Below are 23,561 nucleotides of genomic sequence, written 5' to 3'. Positions count from 1 at the left end.
AACAGTCATTGGAAAAACCATGACAAAGGACAAATAACAAACGACAAAATTTCAAATTAAAAGTTGGATTATGCAGCGATTTTTTCGCGGACTTGGGCAACAAAATTAGACAGGATTTGCAATCCGATATTAGAGGATTTTTCCGGGTGGAATTGCACTGCTGTCAGGTTTTCTTTGGCTATGGCAGCTGTGATAGTTTGAGTACCGTGGGTAACAGTTGCTGCACGAACTTGAGGATCAGTTGGGTCAACATAATAAGAATGCACAAAATATACCCAAGGATTAGCTGGCAAATGCTCCCATAAAAGACTTTTTGGTTGCGTCATTTCTAGTTGATTCCATCCCATGTGGGGAATAGTAATGCCTGGTTCTGGACGAAAGCGGCGCACTTTTCCGGGGATAATTCCCAGTCCTGGTTGAGTTCCTTCGGCACTGGATTCAAATAAAATTTGCAATCCCAAACAGATACCTAAGAATGGTTTACCAGAGGCGATGATATCTTTAATGGGTTGTTCTAAATCACGCGATCGCAAATGTTGGACTGCGGGATCAAATGCCCCTACTCCTGGCAATACTACTGCATCTGCCAGCGCTAAATCTTTAGCAGCATGAGTAATCTTAGGAGTTGCTCCAGCTTTTTCTAAACCTTTGCAGACTGAGTGCAAATTTCCCATATCGTAATCTACGACTGCAATGACTGGCATTAACCGGCTCCTTGTAAATTTATTATGGAGGGTGTTTCTATTTTAAATAATATTTCTTATGGCGAAAAGAATACTATTAACTTCTTTTGAGATTTGGTTGAGTGATCAACAGTCAAATTCTTCGGATGATTTATTACTGGAAGTGCTAAAAGTTGACTCGCTCCCTCATGATTTGAAATTTTTGCGGCGCTTACCTGTGGATGTTGATCTGGCAAGTTTGCAGGTAATTCAAAAAATATCTGAACTTCAACCTCATTACATTATTTGTTGCGGTATGGCTGCTAGTAGGACAAAACTCAGTCTGGAAGCGGTTGCTAGCTGCAAAGAAAGTGTTTTGCATCCAGTTGTTGAGTTGGAAAAATTAGTAACAGGAGCAACAGCAATTGAGATTAGTTACGACTGCGGTAAATTTGTTTGTGAGGGTCTTTACTATTCCGTTTTGAACTACTTGTGTCAAAATCAACTGGCAACACCATGTATTTTTGTCCATGTTCCCGTGCTAAATTCAGAGAATTTGCCAGGCATTTTGGCAGACTTCTTATTAATTATTAACAATCTGGCACTTTCATAAAGTCGTCAGCGTCTCTATGGGGAAGCATTTTTCTAAGTATTATGTTGTCATTATTACTTGGTTTCACACTCGCTCAATCAACACCAGCTACGCCACCCCCCGAAGAAGTGGTACAAACTCAACAAGTCCGTCCTTTACCGGGACAACTGGATACTGTGCCTGTTTTTAACAGCAATAGTCCAGAATTGGTCTTAAAAGAAGGAATTTTACTTTCGACTTTTCCCGCAGATGGTAAAAAAGTACCAGAAGCCCATTTAAATTATCCGTTTCGGGGGCGATTTGATGTTTTTGCCCACCATGTGGCGAGGGCGGAACCACCGGAGGATTTAAGATCGCTGCATATAGGAATTATGCTGCATAACCCTGGGTCGGAAGCAGTGACGGTGGATATTTTGCAAGGGGCGAGTTATTTAAGTCAACCAGATGCACCATTTATTCAACTACCAGCTCAAAGTCGGAATATCTTAGGTAATATTTTTGCGGGGCCAGGCGATCGCGCTGTATCTGATGTATTGCGGGGACGACGACAAGCATCTTTCCCAGCCCAAATTGTCATTCCCCCAGGGGAAAGTCAGATGTTGCTAAATCTGCCTATTCCTGTGAGAGAACTCACACCGCCTTTAAATGGTCGCTCTACATTGATGCGGTTGCGGAGTAGTGGCACAGTTTATGCGGCTAGTATGGCTTTATTTGCCCGTCAAAATGCTGATGGGAGTGAACGCGCACCGACTTTAGAAGAATGGCAAAATTTACTGCAAACTGGTGAATTATCAACTCCACGAGATCGAGTTCCTACACCCTTGGACTCTAATCAACCGAGAATTTATGGACGTGTAGCCGGTGTTGCTCAAGGTTCTCAGTGGAGATCCTTTGTGGTGGATGGTCCCCAGGCTAGGTATTTAACCATTCCCCAAGCCGGACAAGCGTTTTCCTACCCTCTAAGTAGCTTGCATGGTGGTACTTTAGGAACTAATCAAATCCAAAGTGCTAATATGCTGGTACGTTATCCCGATACCGCCTATCGCGCTCATGGCAACTATGGCATTCAATATAGTATTAAGTTGCCTTTGCACAACACGACACAAAATGCTCAAAAAGTGAGTGTATCTGTGCAAACACCAATCAAAGAAGATAATTTGACGAAACAGGGATTACGCTTTTTTACCACAACAGCACCTCAAGTATTTTTCCGGGGTTCGGTGCGGGTACGTTACCGAGATGATCAAGGTCGTCCTCAAACTCAATTGACTCATTTAGTTCAAAGAAGAGGTCAACCAGGAGAACCCTTGGTTTTACTGAATATGAAACCAGGCGATCGCAGATTAGTAGAGGTAGACTTTATCTATCCCCCAGATGCAACACCACCGCAGGTTTTAACTGTATCTACTCAATAGTAAGTCAACCCCTGTGATAAAAATGCCCACAGGCTAACAAACTGTGGGTTTAAGTACATCTATAAAAAAGAGCGATAATTAGTTTTGTCGGCCTTAGTTAAAAAAGATCGGTTCCGTCTCCCACCATTTTTGAACAAAAGGTTGTCGGCTGGTATTAGTACCACAATGAATTTCCCCGCCACCTCGAAAATAAGGTTCCCAATCATCGATAAAGTGACAAACTAAACTCAAATGTTCTAAAACCTCTTTCACGTAGGCTTCAAATTGACATTGATCATTTACTTTCGGCCCAAATGGTTTAGGAATAGCAAGATGCTGTTTGAGAGCAATCATATTAACCATATTGGGGAAAAAAGTTTCGGCTCGTCCATCGCCATTATCTTGAAACAAAGCAGGTAAATCGATAATATCTTCTTCCTCTAAACCTAGTTCTTGTTTCAAAACACCTCGATTCCAGTTAATATATTCCTGAAACTGTTGGTTATCACGAGTTAATTTTTCATTCTCAAGAATATCATTCACACTAATATCGGCAGGTTTGTGATAAAGCCGTTTTCCTTGCCGCAATAATACCTGAGAATGTCCGTCATTGCGTAAGCGGTTGAGCAGTTCATAACACTTACCAGTACTAGCTAAAAGTAGTTTAAAACCTTTAGGGTTAGGAGCAGGAACAAAGGTCATAAATTCATCAATGTGACCTACACTCAGCCAGTCGGAAAATATTTCCAAAGGGGCTTGAATTTTTTGGGCGTAAAAAAAGTCTCGCAATACTTTTAACATCCGACGTGGCTGAGGAATAATTTCTTTACGTGTTCCCCCAAATATCAAACGTCCGAAGGGATAATTCACACCATTTACTGTGACTGGTGGAGAAACTTCTAAATTTCCAAAAGAGTCTAATTTTGTAGGTTCATGGCGGCTTTTACGGGTCACATAACCAAAGTCAATTCCTAGTAATTTGCGTTGGGCGAAGTGAATTAATCCGCGATCGCGTGGCGAATCAAGTACTACGTGCATCATCTGTCCCGGTGCTTGAGTATAACCAACTTCAATTTCGTCTCGCATCCAAGGATCATCTTGATGAAACTCAAAAGGCACAGGATCTAGTTGCGCGTCGGCTTTACCTACAACTTTTCTCAGTTCCTCAATAAATTCTGCATTAACTCCTGTAGATAAACGAGAAACAAAGACAGTAATTGGCGGTAAAGTATTAGGAGTCATCATCCAAGGCGCAACTCGAAAAACCACGCGATCGCTGTAAATAATTTTTCCCTCTTTCATGAGATTTAAACTAATCTCAACTATGCCATCAAAGTCAAAATCTGGATAAGTTAGCCCCTCAATGGCCAGGATAATATCTCGGTCGGTATTTCTAATTTTTGCTTTGTTTCTGCGAGGGCCTATTAACTCATAGCCACTTCTATCTACTTCGTCATAAATACGAATACGTTTGGCGGTATCTTGATTAACTGATAAGTAAAGTTCGCATCCAGAAGGTAAAGTTCTTAAACCAACTTTGCGAACCATCATAAAACTAAAATCTTTGAGATCCAGCAGTCCTTTAATATAATTATCTTCACCATCATGCCGACCATCAGCATGAATAAGGTCACGATCGCTATTGACTAATAAAATGGCACCATGATTATTAATTCCCCATTGCCAATCCCCTTTATGAGGATTATTTTCTTCTATAACTCCATCTCGATCTGCATCCACATCTAGACAAATCCGCAGACAAGTTAGTTTGATTTGCACTTGACTGAGTTGATTACCAGCATCATTTTGAAAAGTTATTTGTAAACAGCGGTCTTTTGGCTGATCACTAAAGGTTCTCGCTAAAAGGGTAATCTCTGGAATTTCCTGGAGAGGAACCGGAGTTTGTCTATTCAGGAGTTGATTGGAGCTAGAGTAAACTTCGATTTCTCCTTGTATTTTGAAAGTCACAATTGCGTCCTCAGCAGGCGCCAGATTTTTTAAAGAAATTTGCAATGGCTGACCGACAACTAAAACATCTTCATAGTTCTTACCTTTTGCTGAAGAACGTGAGTTAAGGTCATTAGATCTTTCAAGTTGTAATAAACTTCTCATAACTTGTGATCATCAAGATATTGTGACTGTTTTAGTTTCCCATAACTAATTTTGCAGGTATATCATCCCTGATGCAGAGAATTTTGACCCCATCAAACAGTTTTTATCGCCTCCAGGCAATGGCGGGAATTTAAGTGATAACACGGTACAATCCAAAGGGAATTTTATTGTGACAAATGCGGGTTAAGGATGGAATCCAACTTTCTGACGGCTGTTTTTCTGCCCCTAGCTTTATTTATCATCATGCTAGGTATGGGGTTAACCTTGACTTTAGATGACTTCAAGCGAGTTGTGATCTATCCCAAAGCTGTGGTGATTGGCTTGGTGGCGCAGTTAATTATGTTGCCGATTATGGGTTTTGGCATTGCTTCTGTGTTTCCCCTGGAGCCACAATTAGCTGTAGGTGTGATGATTTTAGCAGCCTGTCCCGGTGGCCCTACTTCTAATATGATTACGTTTTTGGCTGGTGGAGATGTTGCTCTGTCTGTGACTTTGACAGCCATTAGTAGTTTAATTACAGTTTTTACCATTCCTTTGGTAATCAATTTATCAATGCAGACATTTTTAGGGGAAGGGACAACCCTACAGTTACCTTTCTTAAGTACAGTTTTGCAGATAGCAGTAATTACACTTATACCTGTAGCAATTGGCATGATAGCCAAGCGGTATGCACCGGGAATAGCAGACAAAGCAGATAAACCTGTAAAATGGCTGTCTTTATTTTTCTTGGCGGTGGTAATTACTGGGGTGCTGTTGCGAGAACGAGATAATGTTATTTCTTACATCATAGATGTAGGCTGGGTGACTTTGGCTTTGAATGTGGTGACAATGGCTTTAGGTTTAGCCATCGCCACTTTAAGCCGATTGGGAGAAAAAGCGGCTACAGCAATTACAGTAGAAGTGGGCATTCAAAATGGGACTTTAGCCATTGCGATCGCCTCTACGCCGACACTACTCAATACCCCCACAATGGCTATTCCTGCGGCAATTTACAGTCTGTTAATGTTTGTGACTGGTGCTGGATTTGCTTGGTGGGCTAGTCGTCGCCAAGGCTTGTTGAAAGCATATAAGTAGGAAAATCATATGTCTTGGATGGAATTAAGTCTCGATACAACTCATGAAGCGGTTGATTGGGTTTGTACGCTGCTGGCTGAGACTATTGATATTAACGATGTTTATATTACAGAATATGCTGAATCGGACTCGGCTCATTCTGATTGGTCATTTACGATTCGCTTATATTTACCCTACGATGTCAGTTCCCGGACGCGTGTAGAAAAAATTGAGAATTTGCTTTCATCTTTACAGCGTACTGGTTTGACAACAGCTATTCAGACTTCTATAGTGGCAGAAAAAAATACGGATGTACTGAAACCACTGGTACATGAAATTGGGCAACGATTTGTTGTCGTAAATTCGGATACACCCAATCAATCTGAGACAGCAGATAAAATCACTTTAAAACTCAAGAAAACTCTCGCCTTTGGCAGTGGGTTACATCCAGCAACCATTGTTAGTCTGCAATTACTAGAACGGTACATTGTCCCTGATATGGATGTGCTAGACTTTGGCTCAGGTTCAGGTATTTTGAGTGTAGCAATGGCAAAACTTGGTGCTAATGTCTTAGCTCTTGATAATGACAGTGTTGCAGTACAAGCAACTCAGGAAGTTGTACGTCTTAATGGTGTAGGGGCGCAAGTACAGGTGATGCAAGGTAGCCTGGGATGTGGTAGCGAAATGGGGCATTGGATGGGTGGGAACACAGTGAATAATGTGGCAAAGATTGCAGCAAAAGACACATTTGATTTGATTGCTGCGAATGTTTTAGCACGGGTACATATTGCCCTTGCTGATGACTTTCGGCAAGCGCTACGTCAAACTGAAGCACAACCAGGATGGCTAATTACTGCCGGCTTTACTACAGATAATGAAGAAAATGTCACCTCAGCCTTAACTGAAGCAGGATTCGAGGTGAGTGATTGTGAACGCTTAAACGAATGGGTTGCACTTGCTTATCGTCTCAAAAGTTAAAAGGAACGTGAGTTCGACGGATTTTAAAAACCCGCTTCCATTCCTCTCCTTAACGGGTGACAAGCTTAAAATGATGCAAAAAATTGTAGGTTGGGTTGACGTGAAGAAACCCAACATTATTGGCAGCATTGGGTTGCGTTGCGCTTGACCCAACCTACGTTTAATGCACTATTTTCGGCTTGTCAGTCCAGTAGCTATTTCCTTACTCCCCCTCCACCTGGGCGCGATACTCATCCGCCGTCAAAGCATCCAGCACTTCATCGGGATCATTGACACGCACTTTTAAGAACCAGCCTTCACCGTAGGGATCGTCTGCTACTTCTTCGGGAGATTCAATTAAAGCTTCATTGCGTTCTATGACTGTGCCGGTCACTGGTGCATTCAGGTCTTCTACAGCTTTGACAGATTCAATTGAACCAAAAGTGTCTCCTTTAGTAAGAAGGTCACCAATGTCTGGAAGTTCCAAAAATACGACATCGCCCATTTGGTCTACTGCAAACTCAGTAATGCCGATGGTAGCAATTTCACCATCTAGTCTTACGTATTCATGAGTATCCAGGTATCTAAAATCCTGAGGATATTCAAACGACATATCACTTACCTTTCCAAATCAAAATAATTAACGCCCCAAAAGTCATTCAAGTGATGGTTGGTAATTAACCATACTGTAGATTGAGTAACTCAAATCACATTATTCCTTAAAAACATCAAAGGATATCAATTGGTGACACGATTTTTTGAACGATAAAAGGGGCGTTTCACCACAACACCGGGATAAGCTTTACCACGGATTTCTACTTCTAGCGGCTGTCCCACTTTTGTTAGCTGGGTAGGAACATAAGCTAAGGCAATGGGATAACCCAGTGTAGGCGATAAAGTTCCACTAGTCACCTCTCCCACCACTTGCCCTGCTGATAAAACTGGGTAGCCATGACGGGCAATATTCCGGCTTGGCATTTGTAAGCCGATGAGTCGGCGTTGCACCCCATCGGCTTTTTGCTGTGCTAAAACTTCCCGACCGATAAAATCACCTTTGGTATCAAGGTGAACTAGCCAGCCCAAACCAGCCTCTAAAGGGGTTGTGTTGTCGTCAATGTCTTGCCCGTAGAGTGCCATTGCGGCTTCTAATCTGAGGGTGTCTCTGGCACCCAATCCGCAAGGAGTGACACCAGCTTGATGAAGCTTTTGCCATAATTGCTTGCCCTCATTGGGGTCTAGCATCACTTCAAAGCCATCTTCTCCTGTGTACCCTGTACGAGCGACAAAGGCAGGTTGACCCAGAATGGTGGCTTGTAAATGTCCAAAAGCGGGAATTGGTTGTAAGTCTTCTTGTACCCAAGGTTGGAGATATTTAAGTGCTGTTGGCCCTTGGACAGCAATTAATACTTTTTCTGGTGAAAGGTCTTGGAACTGTACCTGATTTAAATCAAGGTTTTGTAATAGCCATGTTTTGTCTTTATCAGTGGTTGCCGCGTTAACAACGATCGCAGCTCTTTGTGTACCAGTATGATCTTCTCCCTGATAATAAACAATAATGTCGTCAATAATACCGCCCTGGGGATTTAACAACACGGTGTATTGTGCTTGACCTGGTTGTAACCGCTGTAAGTCCGAAGGTACTAAACGCTGAAGTTGGTCAATTAAATGTTGACCTTCTAGGGTAAATTTACCCATGTGGGAAATATCAAACATACCAGCGTCATTTCTCACCGCCGCGTGTTCGTGACTAATACCAGAAAATTGTACAGGCATTTCCCAACCGCCAAAGCTGGTAAAGCGGGCTTTGAGTTCTACACCCAGTTGATATAAAACAGTTCGTGCCAAGGATTGAGTAATATCTTCTTGATGAGCCACAGGTATTTGTGCGATCGCATATCAATATCTATATATCCTACGGCACGATTATTGGGCTTCTAAAGCTTGTTGATCGGGAAGAGTTTGCTGAGTTCCATCAGGTAACGTCATGACTTCGTTTCCTTGCAGCAATTCCCGCACATCTACACCCGTATGAGTAAAATAAGCAGCTGAATTTGATGCCATGGCCAAGATTAACCCAGCATTCAAATTTTGATTTGTGACTCCATCTATAACGCGTCCCGAGTCAGGATCAAAAGCTGAGTGGCAAACAGCACAAGTCAGACCTAAGCGAATCTGTCCTCGGTCGTAGCTAATTTTGGCACCAATAGGCACAAATGCCCCACGTGCAACATCAATCCCTGTATCCAGAACTGTACCGCGCTCAAAGTTTTGTCCACCAACTGTGACATCACGACTGAGGCGAACTTGTAAGTTATCAGTACCACGACCGCCTAGCCCGATAATTGCTTGTACATAGTCCCCAAAACCAATTCCCCCATCTAGCCAGCCGACTACATCGGTAAAAAAGCGCTCACTATTGAAGGTTTCCTGGTAGAAGGTTTCTCTTCCTAACTGCACCAGTTCATCAGTCACCTCAACTGCACCATTGGCTGAGGAAAGCGTTTGTTGTCCTTGTTCTGTTGCTAATAAATTCTCAGCTTGGGCTGTTGTAATGCTTTGTCCCCAGACATCATAAGCTTCATCTATTACAGCCATTTCTGGGTTTCTGGGTTGAGTACGGCTGTTTGTGGGGGAAGATAAGCAAGGCTAAAACGTCCTAATGCTAGTACTGATACTAATGCTGCTACCAACACCAATAGAATAAATGAGACAATCCGCCATCGTCGCCTAGATGATCGCCGGGGAGATGGTGAGTGCTGGGAAGCAGTGGAATCAGAAGATATGGAAGATGAATGACGATTTGACATTCTCACTCCTCGCTATACTAACTGATACCAATTTTATATGCGGTTGTATTTAAAATAACTGATTTATTCAAGTTACTGAAAAAGATAGAGATTATTTTGATTAATGTAAATATAGGTAATCGCTGCACATAATTAAATGAGAAAACTTCCTATCTGATATTGTCGTAAATCGCTCAAGATTCTTAATTTACTTACGTTCTAGACGATGAAATATAAAAATTAGATTCATATTTAATTTAGACAATATAGATTTTGTCAATCTATAAAAGGGCATATCTAAATGATTTATATTGTTAATTAGTTAAAATACAGGACTTACGTAACCAACTACGTCTTTTCGTCATTGCGACCCTAGGGAAGCAATCTCAAAGCCTTGATTTTCGTAGCGAGTGCGTAAGTCCTGAAATACTGTGATTAATTACTAGTTGTGCCAAATTAACAAACAAGCTATTTTCTCCTTCTACTGCTTGGTTAAAGGATTATTTATTTCTGCTACTTATCTAATCAGGAGCATCCAATATTTTTTTATTAATACTTTTGAATTTTACAGTTATGATATTGTGTATTTAATAGTATATGTCAAACTATTTTTGAAGTGAAAATATAATTTCATATCTATTAATTAAATATATAAAAAAATAAAAATTGGCTGTTTATAAACAACAATATAAAAATAGATATATGATTCTAGCTTTAAAATTTTTACTTTTGATTTTTATGTCACTTGAATATTCGGCAACTAAAAACTATATATGTTAGAATTGTAGCAAAATATAGCAATTATTCGATACTAATTGAGAATAATTTTGCGTCTGGACAACTGTAAGGGTTAAAATCTACGTTTTTGGAGTTTTTTAGGTTATGACAACCTCACAGGAGAGGATTATCCCGACGGATCTGCGGAACGAAATGTCCCAGTCTTATCTGGAATACGCCATGAGTGTTATTGTGGGTCGGGCGCTGCCAGATGCCAGGGATGGTCTGAAACCTGTGCATCGTCGCATCCTCTACGCCATGCACGAGTTGGGTCTGCTTCACGATCGCCCGTTTCGGAAATGCGCCCGTGTGGTGGGGGAAGTATTGGGTAAGTATCACCCCCACGGCGATACAGCAGTGTATGATGCCCTGGTGCGGATGGCACAGGATTTTTCCATGCGATCGCCTCTGATTAACGGGCATGGTAACTTCGGTTCAGTGGACAATGACCCGCCAGCGGCAATGCGATACACAGAATGTCGCTTGCAAGCTTTAACCAGTCTGTCCCTACTGCAAGACATCGAATCAGAAACCGTAGACTTTATCGATAACTTTGACGGTTCCCAACAAGAACCGACAGTTTTGCCATCACGCATCCCCCAATTGCTGCTGAATGGTTCTTCGGGGATTGCCGTGGGTATGGCGACAAATATTCCGCCCCACAACTTAGGTGAATTGATCGATGGCTTGGTGGCACTAATTCACAACCCAGAAATCACCGATCTGGAGTTAATGGAGTATATCCAAGGGCCAGACTTTCCCACCGGGGCGCAAATTTTGGGAACATCTGCCATTCGGGAAGCTTACACCACAGGACGTGGTTCCATTACCATGCGGGGCGTCGCCACCATTGAAACCGTAGAACAACGGGGACGACCGGATAGAGACGCAATTATTATTACCGAATTGCCCTACCAAACCAACAAAGCGGCGTTGATTGAAAAAATCGCCGACATGGTGAACGAAAAGCGGCTAGAAGGAATTGCAGATATCCGGGACGAAAGCGATCGTGACGGCATGAGAATCGTCATCGAACTCAAGCGCGATGCCTATCCCCGTGTAGTCCTCAACAACCTCTACAAACAAACCCCACTACAAGCCAACTTTGGGGCCAATATGTTGGCGTTGGTGAATGGTAAACCCGAAATCCTCAACCTCAAGAAATTCTTAGAGGTTTTCCTAGATTTCCGCATCGAAGCCATTACCAGACGTACCCTCTACGAACTCCGTAAAGCCGAGGCCCGCGACCATATTTTACAGGGTTTATTGATTGCCCTGTCCCAATTAGATGCAATTATTGCCCTAATTCGCCATGCACCCGATGCACCCACAGCTAAAGGTGAATTAATTACCACCTACGGGCTTTCGGAAGTACAAGCTGATGCCATTTTGCAGATGCAACTGCGGCGTTTGACTGCCCTAGAAGCAGATAAAATTCGTCACGAACACGAAGACTTACAAACCCAGATTGCCGACTTGCAAGATATCTTGGCTCGGCGAGAACGGATACTCGAAATTATTGAAACCGAGATTGGCGAACTCAAAACTAGTTTCGCTACACCCCGACGCACAGTAATTTTACCAGGAGAAGGGGAAATAGATGAGCGTGACTTAATTGCCAATGAAAAAGCCATTATTCTCCTGACAGAGCAAGGTTACATTAAACGGATGCCTGTCAACACCTTTGAAGCCCAAAGCCGCGCTACCAGAGGCAAAGCCGCAGCCAAGGTCAAAGATGATGATACTATCGAGCATTTTTTAACTTGCTGCGATCATGACAGCGTTTTATTCTTTAGCGATCGCGGCGTCGTTTACTGCTTAAAAGCTTATCAAATTCCCGTGAGTTCCCGTACCAGTCGCGGTACACCCATTGTGCAAATGCTGCCAATTCCTAAAGAAGAAAAAATCACCTCCATTGTCCCCGTAGACGAGTTTTCCAAAGAAGAATATTTGGTCATGCTCACCAAAGGTGGCAATATTAAGAAAACCGAATTAGCCGCATTTAGTAATATTCGTGCCAATGGCTTAATTGCTATTTCCTTAGAAGAAGGCGATCAACTGCGATGGGTGCGACGCGCTAGAGTCGAGGACAGCATACTTATTGGTTCTCGGTTAGGGATGGCGATTCACTTTAGATGTACCCATGAGCAGTTGCGTCCTTTAAGTAGAGCAACTCGCGGAGTGAGAGCCATGAAACTGAAGAATGGAGATGAACTCGTAGGCATGGACATTCTCCCCGCAGCCATTCTTGATACCTTAAACACAGAAGAAGCAGACATCGATAGCGTCAGCGCGGAGCCAGCCATAGAAATCGCCACCGATAGCGTTAGCGCAGAGCAAACCGAAGACAGCGAAAATCTAGAAGAAACCACAGAAGTACCAGGACACGGCAGTATAGGCCCCTGGGTATTAGTAATTACAATGGGTGGCTACGGCAAACGCGTACCAGTTGCCCAATTCCGACTACAAAACCGTGCCGGTCAAGGTCTAATGGCCACCAAATTCAAAAACCGTAAAACTAAAGATAAATTAGCTACCCTCCGCATCGTCAACAACGATGATGATGAAATCATGATGGTAACCAATCGCGGTATTATCATCCGTCAGGCAGTGAATGCGATTTCCATCCAATCGCGCTCGGCAACTGGCGTCAGAGTGCAGCGCCTCGATGAAGATGACGCTATTAACGGTGTAGCCATAGTTCCTCCCGATACAGTTGATGTGGAAGAAGCTGAGTAAAAATCAGAGGGAGAAGTTAACAAACTTACTCCCTTACTTAATTTCTTTAGGTAGTGGCATTCTCATGGGGCTAACCGTAGCCCCTACTGGTGCATGGTTTTTGGCATGGATAGCCCTAGCCCCCCTGTGGGTATTAGTTGTTACTGCCAAATCCCAAAAATTATCTCCCCATCTCTTTGCCCTGACTTGGGGTGTCGGCTATCACGGCGTCGCCCTCTCCTGGATTACCGGCATATATCCAATGGATTGGTTAGGCGTTCCTTGGCTACCAGCTTTAGCAATCACTTTATTTTGTTGGTCATTTGTCAGCCTATATGGAGGATTACTCGTTGCATTGTGGGCAACTTGCATGACTCGTCTGTCTAACCAAAAATCCTGGCTACGTATTCTCATGGGTACAGCCATTTGGTGCGGCTTAGAAAGCCTGTGGAGTGCAGGCCCCTTGTGGTGGAGTTCACTGGCTTACACCCAAAGCCCACACAACCTAGTAATTTTACACCTCGGTCAACTCTCCGGCCCCAACACCATTACAGCCGCCATCGTTGCCATCAACGGCTTAATAGCCGAAGGCTGCATCAACAGCAAAAACTCCTCCGCGTCCTCTGCGCCTACAGCCCTTACGGGCATCGCTGCGCGCGGGCGGTTAGTTAATAAAAACCTAGCCATCGCCATAGGACTACTAATTACCTTACACCTAACAGGATTTTACTTATACACACGTCCCCTAGACCAACCAGCAGCAACAGCCTTAAAAGTCGGCATCATCCAAGGTAATATCCCCAACAAAATCAAACTCATACCCGAAGGTTTGCGACGAGCGATCGCAGGCTACACCGATGGGTATTACACTTTAGTAGACCAAGGCGTAGAAGCAGTCCTCACCCCAGAAGGCGCCCTACCTTTTTTCCAGCGCGACTTACCAAACACCAACTTAGTAAAAGCAATAAAAGAAAAAAACATAGTTGCGTGGATTGGAGCATTTGGAGAACGGGGACGCAGCTACACTAATAGCTTATTTACCTTCACAGGGAAAGGTGAAGTTTTCAGTCGTTACGACAAAAGCAAATTAGTACCCTTAGGTGAATATATTCCCTTTGAAAACATTTTAGGCGGGATAATTCAGCGCTTATCACCACTGAACGAACACCAAGTTCCCGGTTCCACAAATCAGATATTTGACACGCCATTCGGTCAGGCGATCGCAGGCATATGCTACGATTCAGCTTTCCCAGAAATCTTTCGTCGTCAAGCTGCTGCGGGTGGGCAATTTATCCTCAGTTCTTCTAACGATGCCCATTACAGCCCCTCCATGCCATTCCAGCATCACGCCTTAGATATGATGCGGGCAATTGAAACCGATAGATGGTCAGTCCGGGCGACTAATACAGGATATTCAGCCTTTGTAGATCCTCACGGTAGAACTCTATGGATGTCTGGATATAATACCTACGAAACCCACGCCGAAACTATATACAGACGACAAACCCAGACTTTGTATGTCCGTTGGGGTGATTGGTTGACAGTTGGATTATTGGGGTTGAGTGTCTTAGGTTACTTGATGGGATTGCAACCAGTTAAGTAAATCTTCCATAGAAGTAAAATCTAACAAAGCTTCACTAAGAGTTTCTAATTGATTAGAAGAAAGAGATTGGATACGCTCTTTTAGTTCTGGCGATAATTCTCCTACTCGCCGTTTAAGTATTTTCAAAATAATAACTTGTTCACCTTCTTGTCTTCCTTCTTGTCTTCCTTCTTCTTTTCCAAGCTCGTAGCCGATGCGCTCACCTGTAGTGACATATCTCATAGTCCGCTCCTGCTCAAATTGTTTAAATTCTTCCCACAATTGACTTTCCAATGCTTTTGGTAAAATCATAACCCAGTCGATGAATCGATAGAGGTTGCGAATATCCTGCTCTTGTAACCCTAAATCGTATAACCTGCGAATCAAGCTGAATTTCCAAATTTTACGTTCTGCGGGTGATGAGCGTGTTTGCTGGGTTTTCAAATGCGCCATAACAACTGTAGCAAAAGGATTATTGCTATTTTCTAAATCCTGCCAACTGTTTCCGTAATCTAAAAGCTTACTGATACCAAATTCAAAATTTAAGCGAGTGTGGGGATAGTGGTAACTGTAATTGTTGGGTCGCCATTCACGGTTAGTATCACATAGAATTGCTAAACTAATTGCGGGTTGGTCAAAGCGGTCAAAGATGCGAAAGTTGTAGGTGAACATTCGCTTACTAAAGTCATCTTCTTTTTGTGCCTGAATTTCTACATGAACCAATAACCATAGCTCTTGACCTTGGATTTGCCAAACTTTAACTAATTGATCAGCATATCGTTTACCTTGTTCAGCTTCACGGGCAATTTGTTGAAATTCTTTATTGAGAAATTCATAAGGGCGTTCCCAGTTAATTAATGCCGCAGTTTCCGGGAAAAAGAATTGCATGGCTTGAGGGAAATAAGCCTCTAAAATTTCTTTCCACGGACTATCAAAATCACTACGTTCACTCACATTAGTCATAAATCGATATGAATAAAGATCGCATCCTCCATGATAGATATTACACCGCGATCGCCTATCCTTATCTGGCTAAACAATAGTAAAAATTTATACTTATTTTTTTGATCAAGCTTGATTCTTATCTGGTTTAATCAAACATCAAAAACAGTTTAATGAAAAAGATTCCTATTGAATTATCAGCCACATTAGAGTAAATTAAACTTTATTAGGCTTCTCAAATAATAATAATTATAGTTTATTTACCGCCAATTGTTATTAAAAGATGACAAAAGTGATTACAGGTGAGCAATTTGAAGAAATTGAGCAAGAAACTTCAGTTTATTTAGAGGTTTCACATCACACCAAAGGATTTGACACAATTAAGAAATCGGAAAGCATCTTTAGTCGTAACTGTTATTGGATAGTTCAACTGCGTCCAGGACTATCTTTAGAAATTTTTGATGAGACTTCTTATCAGCAAGTCAATTGTAAAATTAATCACTATGGATTTTACGATTTAACATCCAAATTTTATCTTTCAGGCAATCATGGAGTGATTTGTCCTGGTATTCCTGGAGTTAAGGATAATTATCGAGAAATAGGCGGAAAAAACTACTTATTTTATTTACCCGACATTGAAGAAATCGAGCAAAGCTTTGCAGGCGATCGCTACCATTTAATTAGAATTTGCTTAGATTTAAATTTTTTAAAGGAATTTTGTATAGGCTTAGAAATTTTACCTCAAAAATTAAATTCTTTAATTGAAAATGATGCACCACCACGCTTTCATCTGCCAGTTGGAGATATTACACCTATGATGCAAACTGCATTATGGCAATTAGTCAACTCTCCCTATCAGGGAATAGCGCAGAAAATGTATTTAGAAAGTAAAGTACTAGAATTATTAGCTTTGCAATTTACACAATTATTAGAAGCAGAAACAACTCCAAAAACAATTGTTAATCTCAAAAACAAAGATATCGAAAGTATTTATCATGCCAAAGAAATTTTAATCCGTAACCAAGCACATCCTCCGACCTTACTTGATTTAGCCCAACAAGTGGGAATACACCACATGAAGCTAAAAAAAGGTTTTCGCCAAATCTTCGGTACAACTCCCTTTGGTTACTTGCATGAGTATCGTATGGAACAAGCACGGCAATTACTCCAAGCAGGTAATATGAATGTTACAGCAGTCGCCAACGCGGTTGGGTATGATCATCTCGGTCATTTCTCTACAGCTTTCAAACGGAAATTTGGTATCAATCCTAACAGTTGCCGTTCAGGTAATAAAATTCTGGCAAAGTAAAAACTTTGTCCTCTAGGGCGCAAAAATTGTCCTATATGGATAGACTTATGCTTCTGAAAATCAGTAAAGTGTCTTTCAAAGCTAATTAGTAATTCTTTTTAATAAGCTTTGTGACTTTCAGAGGTGTGAGGGATATGAAATCTAGTCTATTGAGTGGCATAGGTTCAGTAGGATTAGGATTTGCTGTCATTAACTTATTGCTACAACCTGCTGTCAGGGCAGAAATAGAAATGCCCAAAGCAGAAACTAATGCAGGACAATTATTAGTACAGGAAGCTAATACATCAGTAGTGGAAATTACAGATGTACAAGTCAATCCTACAGATAAAGGTATTGACGTAATTCTAGAAAGTGCAAACACAGAAGCACTTCAGCCTCTAAATAGAAGTACAGAAAATAATTACATTGCAGATATTCCCAACGCTGTTTTAGCATTACCTGAAGCTCAAGATTTTAATATTACTAATCCAGTCGGTGGGATTGTCTCTGTGAGTGTGACTCAAGCTGATGCTAATACTGTGCGGGTGACAGTGACAGGTGAGGAAGGTTTACCCACAGCACAGTTATTTGATAGTAATGAAGGTCTGATTTTTGAGTTTGCACCTGTAGCTGAAGCAGCAGAGCCATCACAGCAGCCAGAACAGCCGACAAGTGAAACACCATCAGAACAACCAACAGCCCAGAATGATGAAGCTATTGAACTGGTGGTGACGGCTACACGTACAGGAGAAGAACTACAAAACATACCTCGTTCTGTAACAGTAATTACCCGTGAGCAACTTGAGCAGCAAACTAAAGTTAATCGAGATTTGCAAAGTATTTTGAGTAACACAGTTCCTGGTTTAGGAGCTAGTTCAGACTCACAGCAAAGTTTCGCTCAGACTTTGCGGGGAAGACCACCTTTAGTATTGGTGGATGGAGTCCCAATTAGCTCTAATATTGATAATGATACATCCGTTGCTAATTTACGTCGGATTGATGTTGAGGCTATTGAACGGATAGAAGTAGTACGCGGTCCAAGTGCTGTTTATGGTGATGGTGCTGCGGGTGGGGTGATTAATATTATTACCCGACGACCTAGTGAAGAAAAGGTAGTTTCCAACGCAGAAATTGGAGTACGATCTGTTGGTAATTTCAAATCTGGTAGTTTTGGTAACTTCCTAAGCTACGGTATTTCCGGTAAGCAAGGAGGGGTAGATTTTATTGCTTCTTTCACCCGTGATAGCTTTGGAAAACCGTTTGATGCAGAAGGTGATCCCATACCATTATTTGGTGATGCAGAAGCCGAAAGTGCTTCGATTAACTTTTTAGGTAAGCTGGGGTTTGAATTAGGTTCGCAACAGCGATTGCAAATTACAGCTAATTACTTTAATGATGATCAAAATCAGTATGGAGATTATGATTTAACTGTAGGAGAAATACCAGGAATTCAAAAAGCGCGCCTCTTAGATCGACCAGTTGAGTTTGTTGATTCCTCAGATCCTTTTAACCGAGGAACTGTAATTCAACTTGATTACACTCACAATAATATCCTGAATAGTCAACTGCAAGCACAGGCATATTATCGTCAAACTAAAACAGCTGCAACCCTGTTTGATAACCGCATATTTTCTCCAAATAGCATTTTAGACGTTGGCCGTTCGGTAGTGACCGCAGAACGATTTGGAGGACGTTTGCAGTTAGATACAGCTTTATCAAATAACTTAAATTTACTGTGGGGTACAGATTATTCCAGTGAAGATAGTAAAGGAGATTACGATTTATTTGATGTTGAAGAGTTTGACAACAGTGATGGCAGAATAGCAAGAAAAATCGGGTCATCAATTCGGATCGCTCCTTTTAGTATCAAAAATTTGGGTTTATTTTCTCAATTAAAATGGGAAGCAAGTGACAAAGTATTCCTGAGTGGTGGGGTACGCTATGAAAATATTAATGTGTCAGTTGTTGATAATTGGGTGGATGGACAAACTGGACTATCTTATCGAGGTGGGGAGAAAACTTTAGATGATGTCGTATTTAATGCGGGTGTAGTTTACAAAGCCACCCCAACAATTAGTCTGTTTGCTAACTTTGCTCAAGGATTTTCACTGCCTAATATTTCACGCATAGTACAGCGTCCCCAAGCGGGGTTCAATTTTGCTGAAGATGTGGAACTATCAGCACCACAAAAAGTTGATAGCTACGAATTAGGAATTCGTGGACAGTGGAATAATTTCCAAGCTTCCCTAGCTGGATTTTATAGTTATTCCAGTTTAGGAACCAGAGTACAATTTGAGGACTTTGGCAGCGATTTTAGAATTTTACGCGCTCCCCAACGCAATTATGGTATTGAATTAGCAGCAGATTGGCAACCGAGCGATCAATGGAAATTGGGAAGTACATTGACTTGGAGTGAAGGAGAAAGAGAAAATTCAGACACAGGTGAATTTGTATCAATTACTAGTTTTGAAATTTCACCTTTAAAACTGACAGCATACATCGAGAATGAAACCTTACCAGGATGGAACAATCGCCTTCAAGGATTATATATTGGCAACAGAAACAGTGCTTTTGATGCGGGAGAAGACCCGATTGGTATAGATAGTTATTTTGTCATGGATTTAATCAGCAGTCTCCAGTTGGGTGATGGTACTTTGAGTTTAGGCGTTAGGAATTTACTTAATAATCAATACTTAAATGTTACCAACCAACTTAATGCAGGTTTTGACGATTCCTATGCATTAGCGGCTAGAGGTAGAACCTTTACCTTAAATTATCGTTGGAGTTGGTAATTTACATGGCGGTTACAACCGCCATTTACCTGGAAAATTTATCTTGGATCAATCAAAATATAAAGGTTATTAAGTACCTATTATGAAGCTAGTGAAACTATTTGTATTAATTAGTTTAACATTTATCATAATTACAGGTTACCATAACTATTTACACCAAAAAAATCAAACAGTAAAGTCTAATTTAGCCACATCTAAATGCAAAGTCATTAAGCATGAATTAGGAAAAAGCTGTATTCCTTTACAACCTCAACGCATTATCGCATTAGATGAAACCTCTATGGAAGCATTGTTGGCGCTTGACTTAAAACCAATAGCAGCAACACAGCCAAATATTACGGGTAGTATTATACCAAAGTTAGGGAAAAAAGCTGAGGGAATAGTTTCTTTAGGAAAAGATAGTCAACCAAATATAGAAAAAATGGTGCAGTTAAATCCAGATTTAATTTTGGGTTTTTTCATTAGTGCAGAACAATATAAAATATTTTCACAAATAGCACCTACATTTACACTTGATTATGTGCAATTTGGTTGGAAAGATGCTTTCTTACGTATTGCAGAAACAACAGGTAAAACTGAAAAAGCACAAAAATTACTTGAAGAATATCAACAACGAGTTGAAAAAATCCGCACAGTTGTAAATGATAACCTCACAGAAAAAACTGTTTCCATTAGTCGTTTTTATGCTAGTAACAATTTTACAGAATTTCGTACTAGATATTCATTTCCTGGCAGCATAATTACAGAGGTGGGAATCCCTCTACCAGAAATTCAAAATCAACTTACTACTAATGAAAATCAGCCTCTTGTTTCAGTGAGTTTAGAACGTATAGATTTAATAAATGCTGATATTTTGTTTATAGTTTTAGATCCAGGTGCGGAAGAAAACTTTCAAAAATTTGAGAATAGTCCACTATGGCAAAATCTGAAAGCAGTTAAAAGTCAAAAAATCTACACTGTTGATTCAAGTTATTGGATTTTCGGAAATATTCTTTCAGCTAATGCTATTTTAGATGATTTGTTTACATATTTAGTGAAAGCACCATGATATTTGATTCTAAGAATCGAGAAATACTGCAAATATCTCCAGAATTAGCTAATAATAATATACTGGGATTTTTCATAGAAATATTTAATATTGCTCAAAGAAATTTAGATATTTATTATACTGATGGCATTATTTTAACTCAACCTGCTGATGATGTTGAGGTGATTTCACTTAATGATTATCTACAACCAGATAGACTTTTATCTGATTGGCAAACCAGCGAGATATATCAAAAAATTCCAGACATTCGCATTGCTGCATCTATTTGGAATAAAATTTATAGCTGGACAACATTACCAGGTGTTTTAGCTTTAATGACTTGGGCGGGAGTAGGGCTAGATGCTTCTATTGATAATGTGAGTTTTGTGTTGAAAGATGGTAAACCCAAGGCGCTATGGTTTCATGACCTGAGTGGTACTGTAATTTATCCTCAAAGATTACCTGTATCAATTCCTGAAAACTATCCAGGAAAAATCGTTAATAGTGTTGCAGAACTACACCAAATTGTTTTTACCAAATTATTCCAACGCAACTTTGCACCGATGATAGACCGTGTTCATAGTTTAACTAAACTCTCCAAAAAGACTATGTGGGGAAATGCAGTGAACGCTTCTGAAGGTCAATTTGCTGAACTGAGTAAATGTACAGATTTAGAAGCAATAAAAATAGATTATTCAGCCTTGTATGAACAACCATACAGTTGTTTTATGCCAGGCCGCAATCCTCTTTACAACTTAGTACATAGTGAACAAATCAACGAACCCGGTTTACCAACAACAACCACAGTGAGACGCACCTGTTGCTTATATGCGTTTATTCCTCCAGGTGATGAAAAATGCACTAACTGTCCTCTTTTCACACCCCGAGAACGTATCGCTCAAATGAAGCAATACATGACAGAAGCTGATTAAAATGTCACAACAACCAAACTCCGTTAATATGCGTAATTTTCTTATAGTTTGGCTGGGTCAGCTAGTTTCTACTATGGGTAGCCGCATGACCGGCTTTGCTATTGAAATCTGGGCTTGGGAAATTACAGGTAAAGCCACTACTCTGACTCTGGTGGGTTTTTTTAGTTTACTTCCCAGTATTATTATTACCCCGATTAGTGGTGTAATTGTAGACCGTTTTAACCGCAAACTGTTAATGATGATGGGTGATACAGTTGCTGTTCTCAGCACAATTGTGATTTTGTTGTTGTATCTCACCAATAATTTACAAATTTGGCATTTTTACCTGACCGCGGCGATTGTCGGGACTTTTAATCAATTTCAATCTTTAGCTTATTCTGCTTCAGTCGCCTTAATGATTCCCAAAAAACATTACACACGTGCTAGTAGTATGGAATTTGTATCTAGTTACGGTAGTCAAATTATTGCTCCGGCTTTAGCGGGATTTCTATATACAGTTATTGGTTTTATGGGAATTTGGTTAATTGATATTTTTACTTTTTCTATCGCTATTAGTACATTATTTTTTATCAACATTCCTCAACCACCACCTATCAAAGAAACTGAGAAAATCACTAATATTTGGCAAGATTTGGGATTTGGTTGGCGCTATATTACTACTCAAAAAAGTTTACTGGCGCTGTTGATAGTGAATATACTTTTTTGGCTACCCCATGATATTGGTGATTCTTTATATGCACCGATGATTTTATCCAGAACTAATAATAATACTTTAGTTTTAGGCAGTTTAGCTTCGGCGGCTGGTTTTGGTGGTGTCACAGGGGCGATAATTGTTAGCACTTGGGGAGGATTTAGACGCCAAATTAAAGGTGTTTTATTAGGAATGATGGGTGCAGGTATCAGTAAAATTATCTTTGGTTTAGGGAGAACACCTTGGGTATGGATTCCCGCACAGTTTTGTTCTTCTTTTAATTTCCCTTTGAATGGGAGTTCAGATAATGCGATTTGGTTAGCTAAAGTTGCGCCAAATGTTCAAGGAAGGGTTTTTGGCACGCGATCGCTTCTTTTACAAATAGCTTCTGCTGTAGCCTATTTAATAGCCGGGCCTTTGGCAGATAATGTGTTTACACCTGCTTTGAGTGAAGGTGGTAGTCTTTTTGCTGTCTTTGGGGGATTATTTGGGACTGGTACAGGTGCAGGAATCGCACTGTTATATGTGATGTGTGCAATATGTATGTTGTTGGTGGGGTTAAGTGGCTTTTCTGTTCCCCGATTGCTGGATGTGGAAAAAATTGTACCTGACCATGATGCCGAATGTGGAGAATCCTTGCATAGTAAATAATGATAGTATTTCTCAATAAATACTTATGTAATCAAGGACAATAAATGTCAGATAATGAAGCGAATAGTCTATTTTATGCCCTAATATCAGCATTTTTTGCAGCCTTGACGACTATTTTTGCTAAGATTGGAGTCGAAGCAATTAACCCCAATTTAGCCACCGCAATCCGCACCGTCGTAATTTTGGTCATGGTTTGGGGTTGGGTCTTTGCAAAAGGACAACTAGATACACTGCTGACAATTAACCCAAAAACGATGTTATTTCTCATCTTCTCTGGGTTGTCAACGGGTTTATCTTGGTTATTTTACTTTCGTGCTTTACAAATCGGCAAAGCTTCTTTAGTAGCACCTTTGGATAAATCTAGTTTGCTTTTAGTTCTGATTTTTTCGGTACTTTTTCTCAAGGAACCGCTAACGCTGCAAGTAATATTGGGAACAGGCTTGATTTTAACTGGTACATTGGTTTTGATTCGTTAGATATGACATTTGCATTGAAATTGCCATCGTCAACATCAAAAGTCAGAAAAGTTTGACAATTAAGTGAAAATACTTAATTTTTACTATTAGTGATGTTTTAAAAGTCCTCTTGGTTATAAAACATTTTAG

General features: G+C 40.7%; 19 protein-coding genes. 12 read left to right on the top strand and 7 right to left on the bottom strand.

Going from position 1 to position 23,561, the window contains the following annotated elements:
• Nucleotides 1-68: 68 nt before the first annotated feature.
• Entirely contained in the window at nucleotides 69-704 is a 636-nt protein-coding gene (hisH, locus tag ACM0OS_RS12230; protein WP_414543459.1) for an imidazole glycerol phosphate synthase subunit HisH, read from the bottom strand.
• Nucleotides 705-762: 58 nt separating this feature from the next.
• Between hisH and ACM0OS_RS12225 the strand changes: the two genes are divergently transcribed.
• On the top strand, nucleotides 763-1,275 hold the full coding sequence (locus ACM0OS_RS12225) for a peptidase C15 (RefSeq protein ID WP_414543458.1): 513 nt from the start codon (nucleotides 763-765) through the stop codon (nucleotides 1,273-1,275).
• Nucleotides 1,276-1,316: 41 nt separating this feature from the next.
• On the top strand, nucleotides 1,317-2,669 hold the full coding sequence (locus ACM0OS_RS12220) for a DUF3370 domain-containing protein (protein WP_414543457.1): 1,353 nt from the start codon (nucleotides 1,317-1,319) through the stop codon (nucleotides 2,667-2,669).
• Between the two features lie 93 nt (nucleotides 2,670-2,762).
• On the opposite strand, the gene ACM0OS_RS12215 is transcribed toward ACM0OS_RS12220, so the two are convergent.
• Nucleotides 2,763-4,760 carry a protein-arginine deiminase family protein gene (locus ACM0OS_RS12215; protein WP_414543456.1) on the bottom strand — a complete coding sequence of 666 codons (1,998 nt, stop codon included), beginning with the start codon at nucleotides 4,758-4,760 and terminating at the stop codon, nucleotides 2,763-2,765.
• A 189-nt stretch (nucleotides 4,761-4,949) separates the two neighbouring features.
• Between ACM0OS_RS12215 and ACM0OS_RS12210 the strand changes: the two genes are divergently transcribed.
• Together ACM0OS_RS12210 and ACM0OS_RS12205 are read left to right on the top strand one after the other, a co-directional pair.
• Nucleotides 4,950-5,834, top strand: coding sequence for a bile acid:sodium symporter family protein (locus tag ACM0OS_RS12210; protein WP_414543455.1), 885 nt, complete (start codon nucleotides 4,950-4,952; stop codon nucleotides 5,832-5,834).
• Between the two features lie 9 nt (nucleotides 5,835-5,843).
• Nucleotides 5,844-6,791, top strand: coding sequence for a 50S ribosomal protein L11 methyltransferase (locus tag ACM0OS_RS12205; protein WP_414543454.1), 948 nt, complete (start codon nucleotides 5,844-5,846; stop codon nucleotides 6,789-6,791).
• A gap of 202 nt (nucleotides 6,792-6,993) precedes the next feature.
• On the opposite strand, the gene gcvH is transcribed toward ACM0OS_RS12205, so the two are convergent.
• The 4 genes from gcvH to ACM0OS_RS12185 form a co-directional block, all read right to left on the bottom strand.
• Complete coding sequence (gene gcvH, locus ACM0OS_RS12200; protein ID WP_414543453.1) at nucleotides 6,994-7,383, bottom strand: glycine cleavage system protein GcvH; 390 nt, start codon at nucleotides 7,381-7,383, stop codon at nucleotides 6,994-6,996.
• Nucleotides 7,384-7,508: 125 nt separating this feature from the next.
• Complete coding sequence (gcvT, locus tag ACM0OS_RS12195) at nucleotides 7,509-8,645, bottom strand: glycine cleavage system aminomethyltransferase GcvT (protein ID WP_414543452.1); 1,137 nt, start codon at nucleotides 8,643-8,645, stop codon at nucleotides 7,509-7,511.
• Nucleotides 8,646-8,693: 48 nt separating this feature from the next.
• The gene (locus ACM0OS_RS12190; protein WP_414543451.1) at nucleotides 8,694-9,365 is read right to left on the bottom strand and encodes a hypothetical protein; all 672 of its coding nucleotides are present in this window, start codon (nucleotides 9,363-9,365) and stop codon (nucleotides 8,694-8,696) included.
• On the bottom strand, nucleotides 9,356-9,577 hold the full coding sequence (locus ACM0OS_RS12185) for a hypothetical protein (protein WP_414543450.1): 222 nt from the start codon (nucleotides 9,575-9,577) through the stop codon (nucleotides 9,356-9,358). The genes ACM0OS_RS12190 and ACM0OS_RS12185 overlap by 10 nt, the downstream gene beginning before the upstream one ends.
• Before the next feature lie 861 nt (nucleotides 9,578-10,438).
• On the opposite strand from ACM0OS_RS12185, the gene gyrA reads away from it, so the two are divergent.
• The gene (gyrA, locus tag ACM0OS_RS12180; RefSeq protein WP_414543449.1) at nucleotides 10,439-13,072 is read left to right on the top strand and encodes a DNA topoisomerase (ATP-hydrolyzing) subunit A; all 2,634 of its coding nucleotides are present in this window, start codon (nucleotides 10,439-10,441) and stop codon (nucleotides 13,070-13,072) included.
• Entirely contained in the window at nucleotides 13,053-14,654 is a 1,602-nt protein-coding gene (lnt, locus tag ACM0OS_RS12175) for an apolipoprotein N-acyltransferase (protein WP_414543448.1), read from the top strand. The genes gyrA and lnt overlap by 20 nt, the downstream gene beginning before the upstream one ends.
• Here the strand turns inward: lnt and ACM0OS_RS12170 are convergent.
• Nucleotides 14,619-15,596, bottom strand: coding sequence for a DUF4351 domain-containing protein (locus tag ACM0OS_RS12170; protein WP_414543447.1), 978 nt, complete (start codon nucleotides 15,594-15,596; stop codon nucleotides 14,619-14,621). The genes lnt and ACM0OS_RS12170 overlap by 36 nt on opposite strands.
• 262 nt (nucleotides 15,597-15,858) lie before the next feature.
• Here ACM0OS_RS12170 and ACM0OS_RS12165 point away from each other — a divergent pair, with 262 nt between their 5' ends.
• The 6 genes from ACM0OS_RS12165 (at nucleotide 15,859) to ACM0OS_RS12140 (ending at nucleotide 23,432) form a co-directional block, all read left to right on the top strand.
• On the top strand, nucleotides 15,859-16,884 hold the full coding sequence (locus ACM0OS_RS12165) for a helix-turn-helix domain-containing protein (protein ID WP_414543446.1): 1,026 nt from the start codon (nucleotides 15,859-15,861) through the stop codon (nucleotides 16,882-16,884).
• Between the two features lie 134 nt (nucleotides 16,885-17,018).
• A complete protein-coding gene (locus ACM0OS_RS12160) occupies nucleotides 17,019-19,655 on the top strand; it encodes a TonB-dependent receptor domain-containing protein (protein ID WP_414543445.1) in 2,637 nt (878 codons plus the stop codon).
• Between the two features lie 82 nt (nucleotides 19,656-19,737).
• Nucleotides 19,738-20,703: an iron-siderophore ABC transporter substrate-binding protein gene (locus ACM0OS_RS12155; RefSeq protein ID WP_414543444.1), complete on the top strand. Its 966-nt coding sequence runs from the start codon at nucleotides 19,738-19,740 to the stop codon at nucleotides 20,701-20,703.
• Nucleotides 20,700-21,614, top strand: coding sequence for an IucA/IucC family C-terminal-domain containing protein (locus tag ACM0OS_RS12150; protein WP_414543443.1), 915 nt, complete (start codon nucleotides 20,700-20,702; stop codon nucleotides 21,612-21,614). The genes ACM0OS_RS12155 and ACM0OS_RS12150 overlap by 4 nt, the downstream gene beginning before the upstream one ends.
• 1 nt (nucleotide 21,615) lies before the next feature.
• Nucleotides 21,616-22,956, top strand: coding sequence for an MFS transporter (locus ACM0OS_RS12145; protein WP_414543442.1), 1,341 nt, complete (start codon nucleotides 21,616-21,618; stop codon nucleotides 22,954-22,956).
• 44 nt (nucleotides 22,957-23,000) lie between these two features.
• The gene (locus ACM0OS_RS12140) at nucleotides 23,001-23,432 is read left to right on the top strand and encodes an EamA family transporter (protein ID WP_414543441.1); all 432 of its coding nucleotides are present in this window, start codon (nucleotides 23,001-23,003) and stop codon (nucleotides 23,430-23,432) included.
• The last annotated feature ends 129 nt before the right edge of the window (nucleotides 23,433-23,561 follow it).

The organism is Nostoc sp. CCY0012 (assembly GCF_963920855.1).
Classification (GTDB): Bacteria; Cyanobacteriota; Cyanobacteriia; order Cyanobacteriales; family Nostocaceae; genus Cyanocohniella.
Note: the sequence above shows the minus strand (reverse complement) of the source record. Positions and strands in the feature narration are given on the sequence as shown.

Coding starts and splice junctions, on each gene's coding strand:
- hisH (WP_414543459.1), bottom strand. CDS start 704: ATGCCAGTCATTGCAGTCGTAGATTACGATATGGGAAATTTGCACTCA.
- ACM0OS_RS12225 (WP_414543458.1), top strand. CDS start 763: ATGGCGAAAAGAATACTATTAACTTCTTTTGAGATTTGGTTGAGTGAT.
- ACM0OS_RS12220 (WP_414543457.1), top strand. CDS start 1,317: ATGTTGTCATTATTACTTGGTTTCACACTCGCTCAATCAACACCAGCT.
- ACM0OS_RS12215 (WP_414543456.1), bottom strand. CDS start 4,760: ATGAGAAGTTTATTACAACTTGAAAGATCTAATGACCTTAACTCACGT.
- ACM0OS_RS12210 (WP_414543455.1), top strand. CDS start 4,950: ATGGAATCCAACTTTCTGACGGCTGTTTTTCTGCCCCTAGCTTTATTT.
- ACM0OS_RS12205 (WP_414543454.1), top strand. CDS start 5,844: ATGTCTTGGATGGAATTAAGTCTCGATACAACTCATGAAGCGGTTGAT.
- gcvH (WP_414543453.1), bottom strand. CDS start 7,383: ATGTCGTTTGAATATCCTCAGGATTTTAGATACCTGGATACTCATGAA.
- ACM0OS_RS12190 (WP_414543451.1), bottom strand. CDS start 9,365: ATGGCTGTAATAGATGAAGCTTATGATGTCTGGGGACAAAGCATTACA.
- ACM0OS_RS12185 (WP_414543450.1), bottom strand. CDS start 9,577: ATGTCAAATCGTCATTCATCTTCCATATCTTCTGATTCCACTGCTTCC.
- gyrA (WP_414543449.1), top strand. CDS start 10,439: ATGACAACCTCACAGGAGAGGATTATCCCGACGGATCTGCGGAACGAA.
- lnt (WP_414543448.1), top strand. CDS start 13,053: ATGTGGAAGAAGCTGAGTAAAAATCAGAGGGAGAAGTTAACAAACTTA.
- ACM0OS_RS12170 (WP_414543447.1), bottom strand. CDS start 15,596: ATGACTAATGTGAGTGAACGTAGTGATTTTGATAGTCCGTGGAAAGAA.
- ACM0OS_RS12165 (WP_414543446.1), top strand. CDS start 15,859: ATGACAAAAGTGATTACAGGTGAGCAATTTGAAGAAATTGAGCAAGAA.
- ACM0OS_RS12160 (WP_414543445.1), top strand. CDS start 17,019: ATGAAATCTAGTCTATTGAGTGGCATAGGTTCAGTAGGATTAGGATTT.
- ACM0OS_RS12155 (WP_414543444.1), top strand. CDS start 19,738: ATGAAGCTAGTGAAACTATTTGTATTAATTAGTTTAACATTTATCATA.
- ACM0OS_RS12150 (WP_414543443.1), top strand. CDS start 20,700: ATGATATTTGATTCTAAGAATCGAGAAATACTGCAAATATCTCCAGAA.
- ACM0OS_RS12145 (WP_414543442.1), top strand. CDS start 21,616: ATGTCACAACAACCAAACTCCGTTAATATGCGTAATTTTCTTATAGTT.
- ACM0OS_RS12140 (WP_414543441.1), top strand. CDS start 23,001: ATGTCAGATAATGAAGCGAATAGTCTATTTTATGCCCTAATATCAGCA.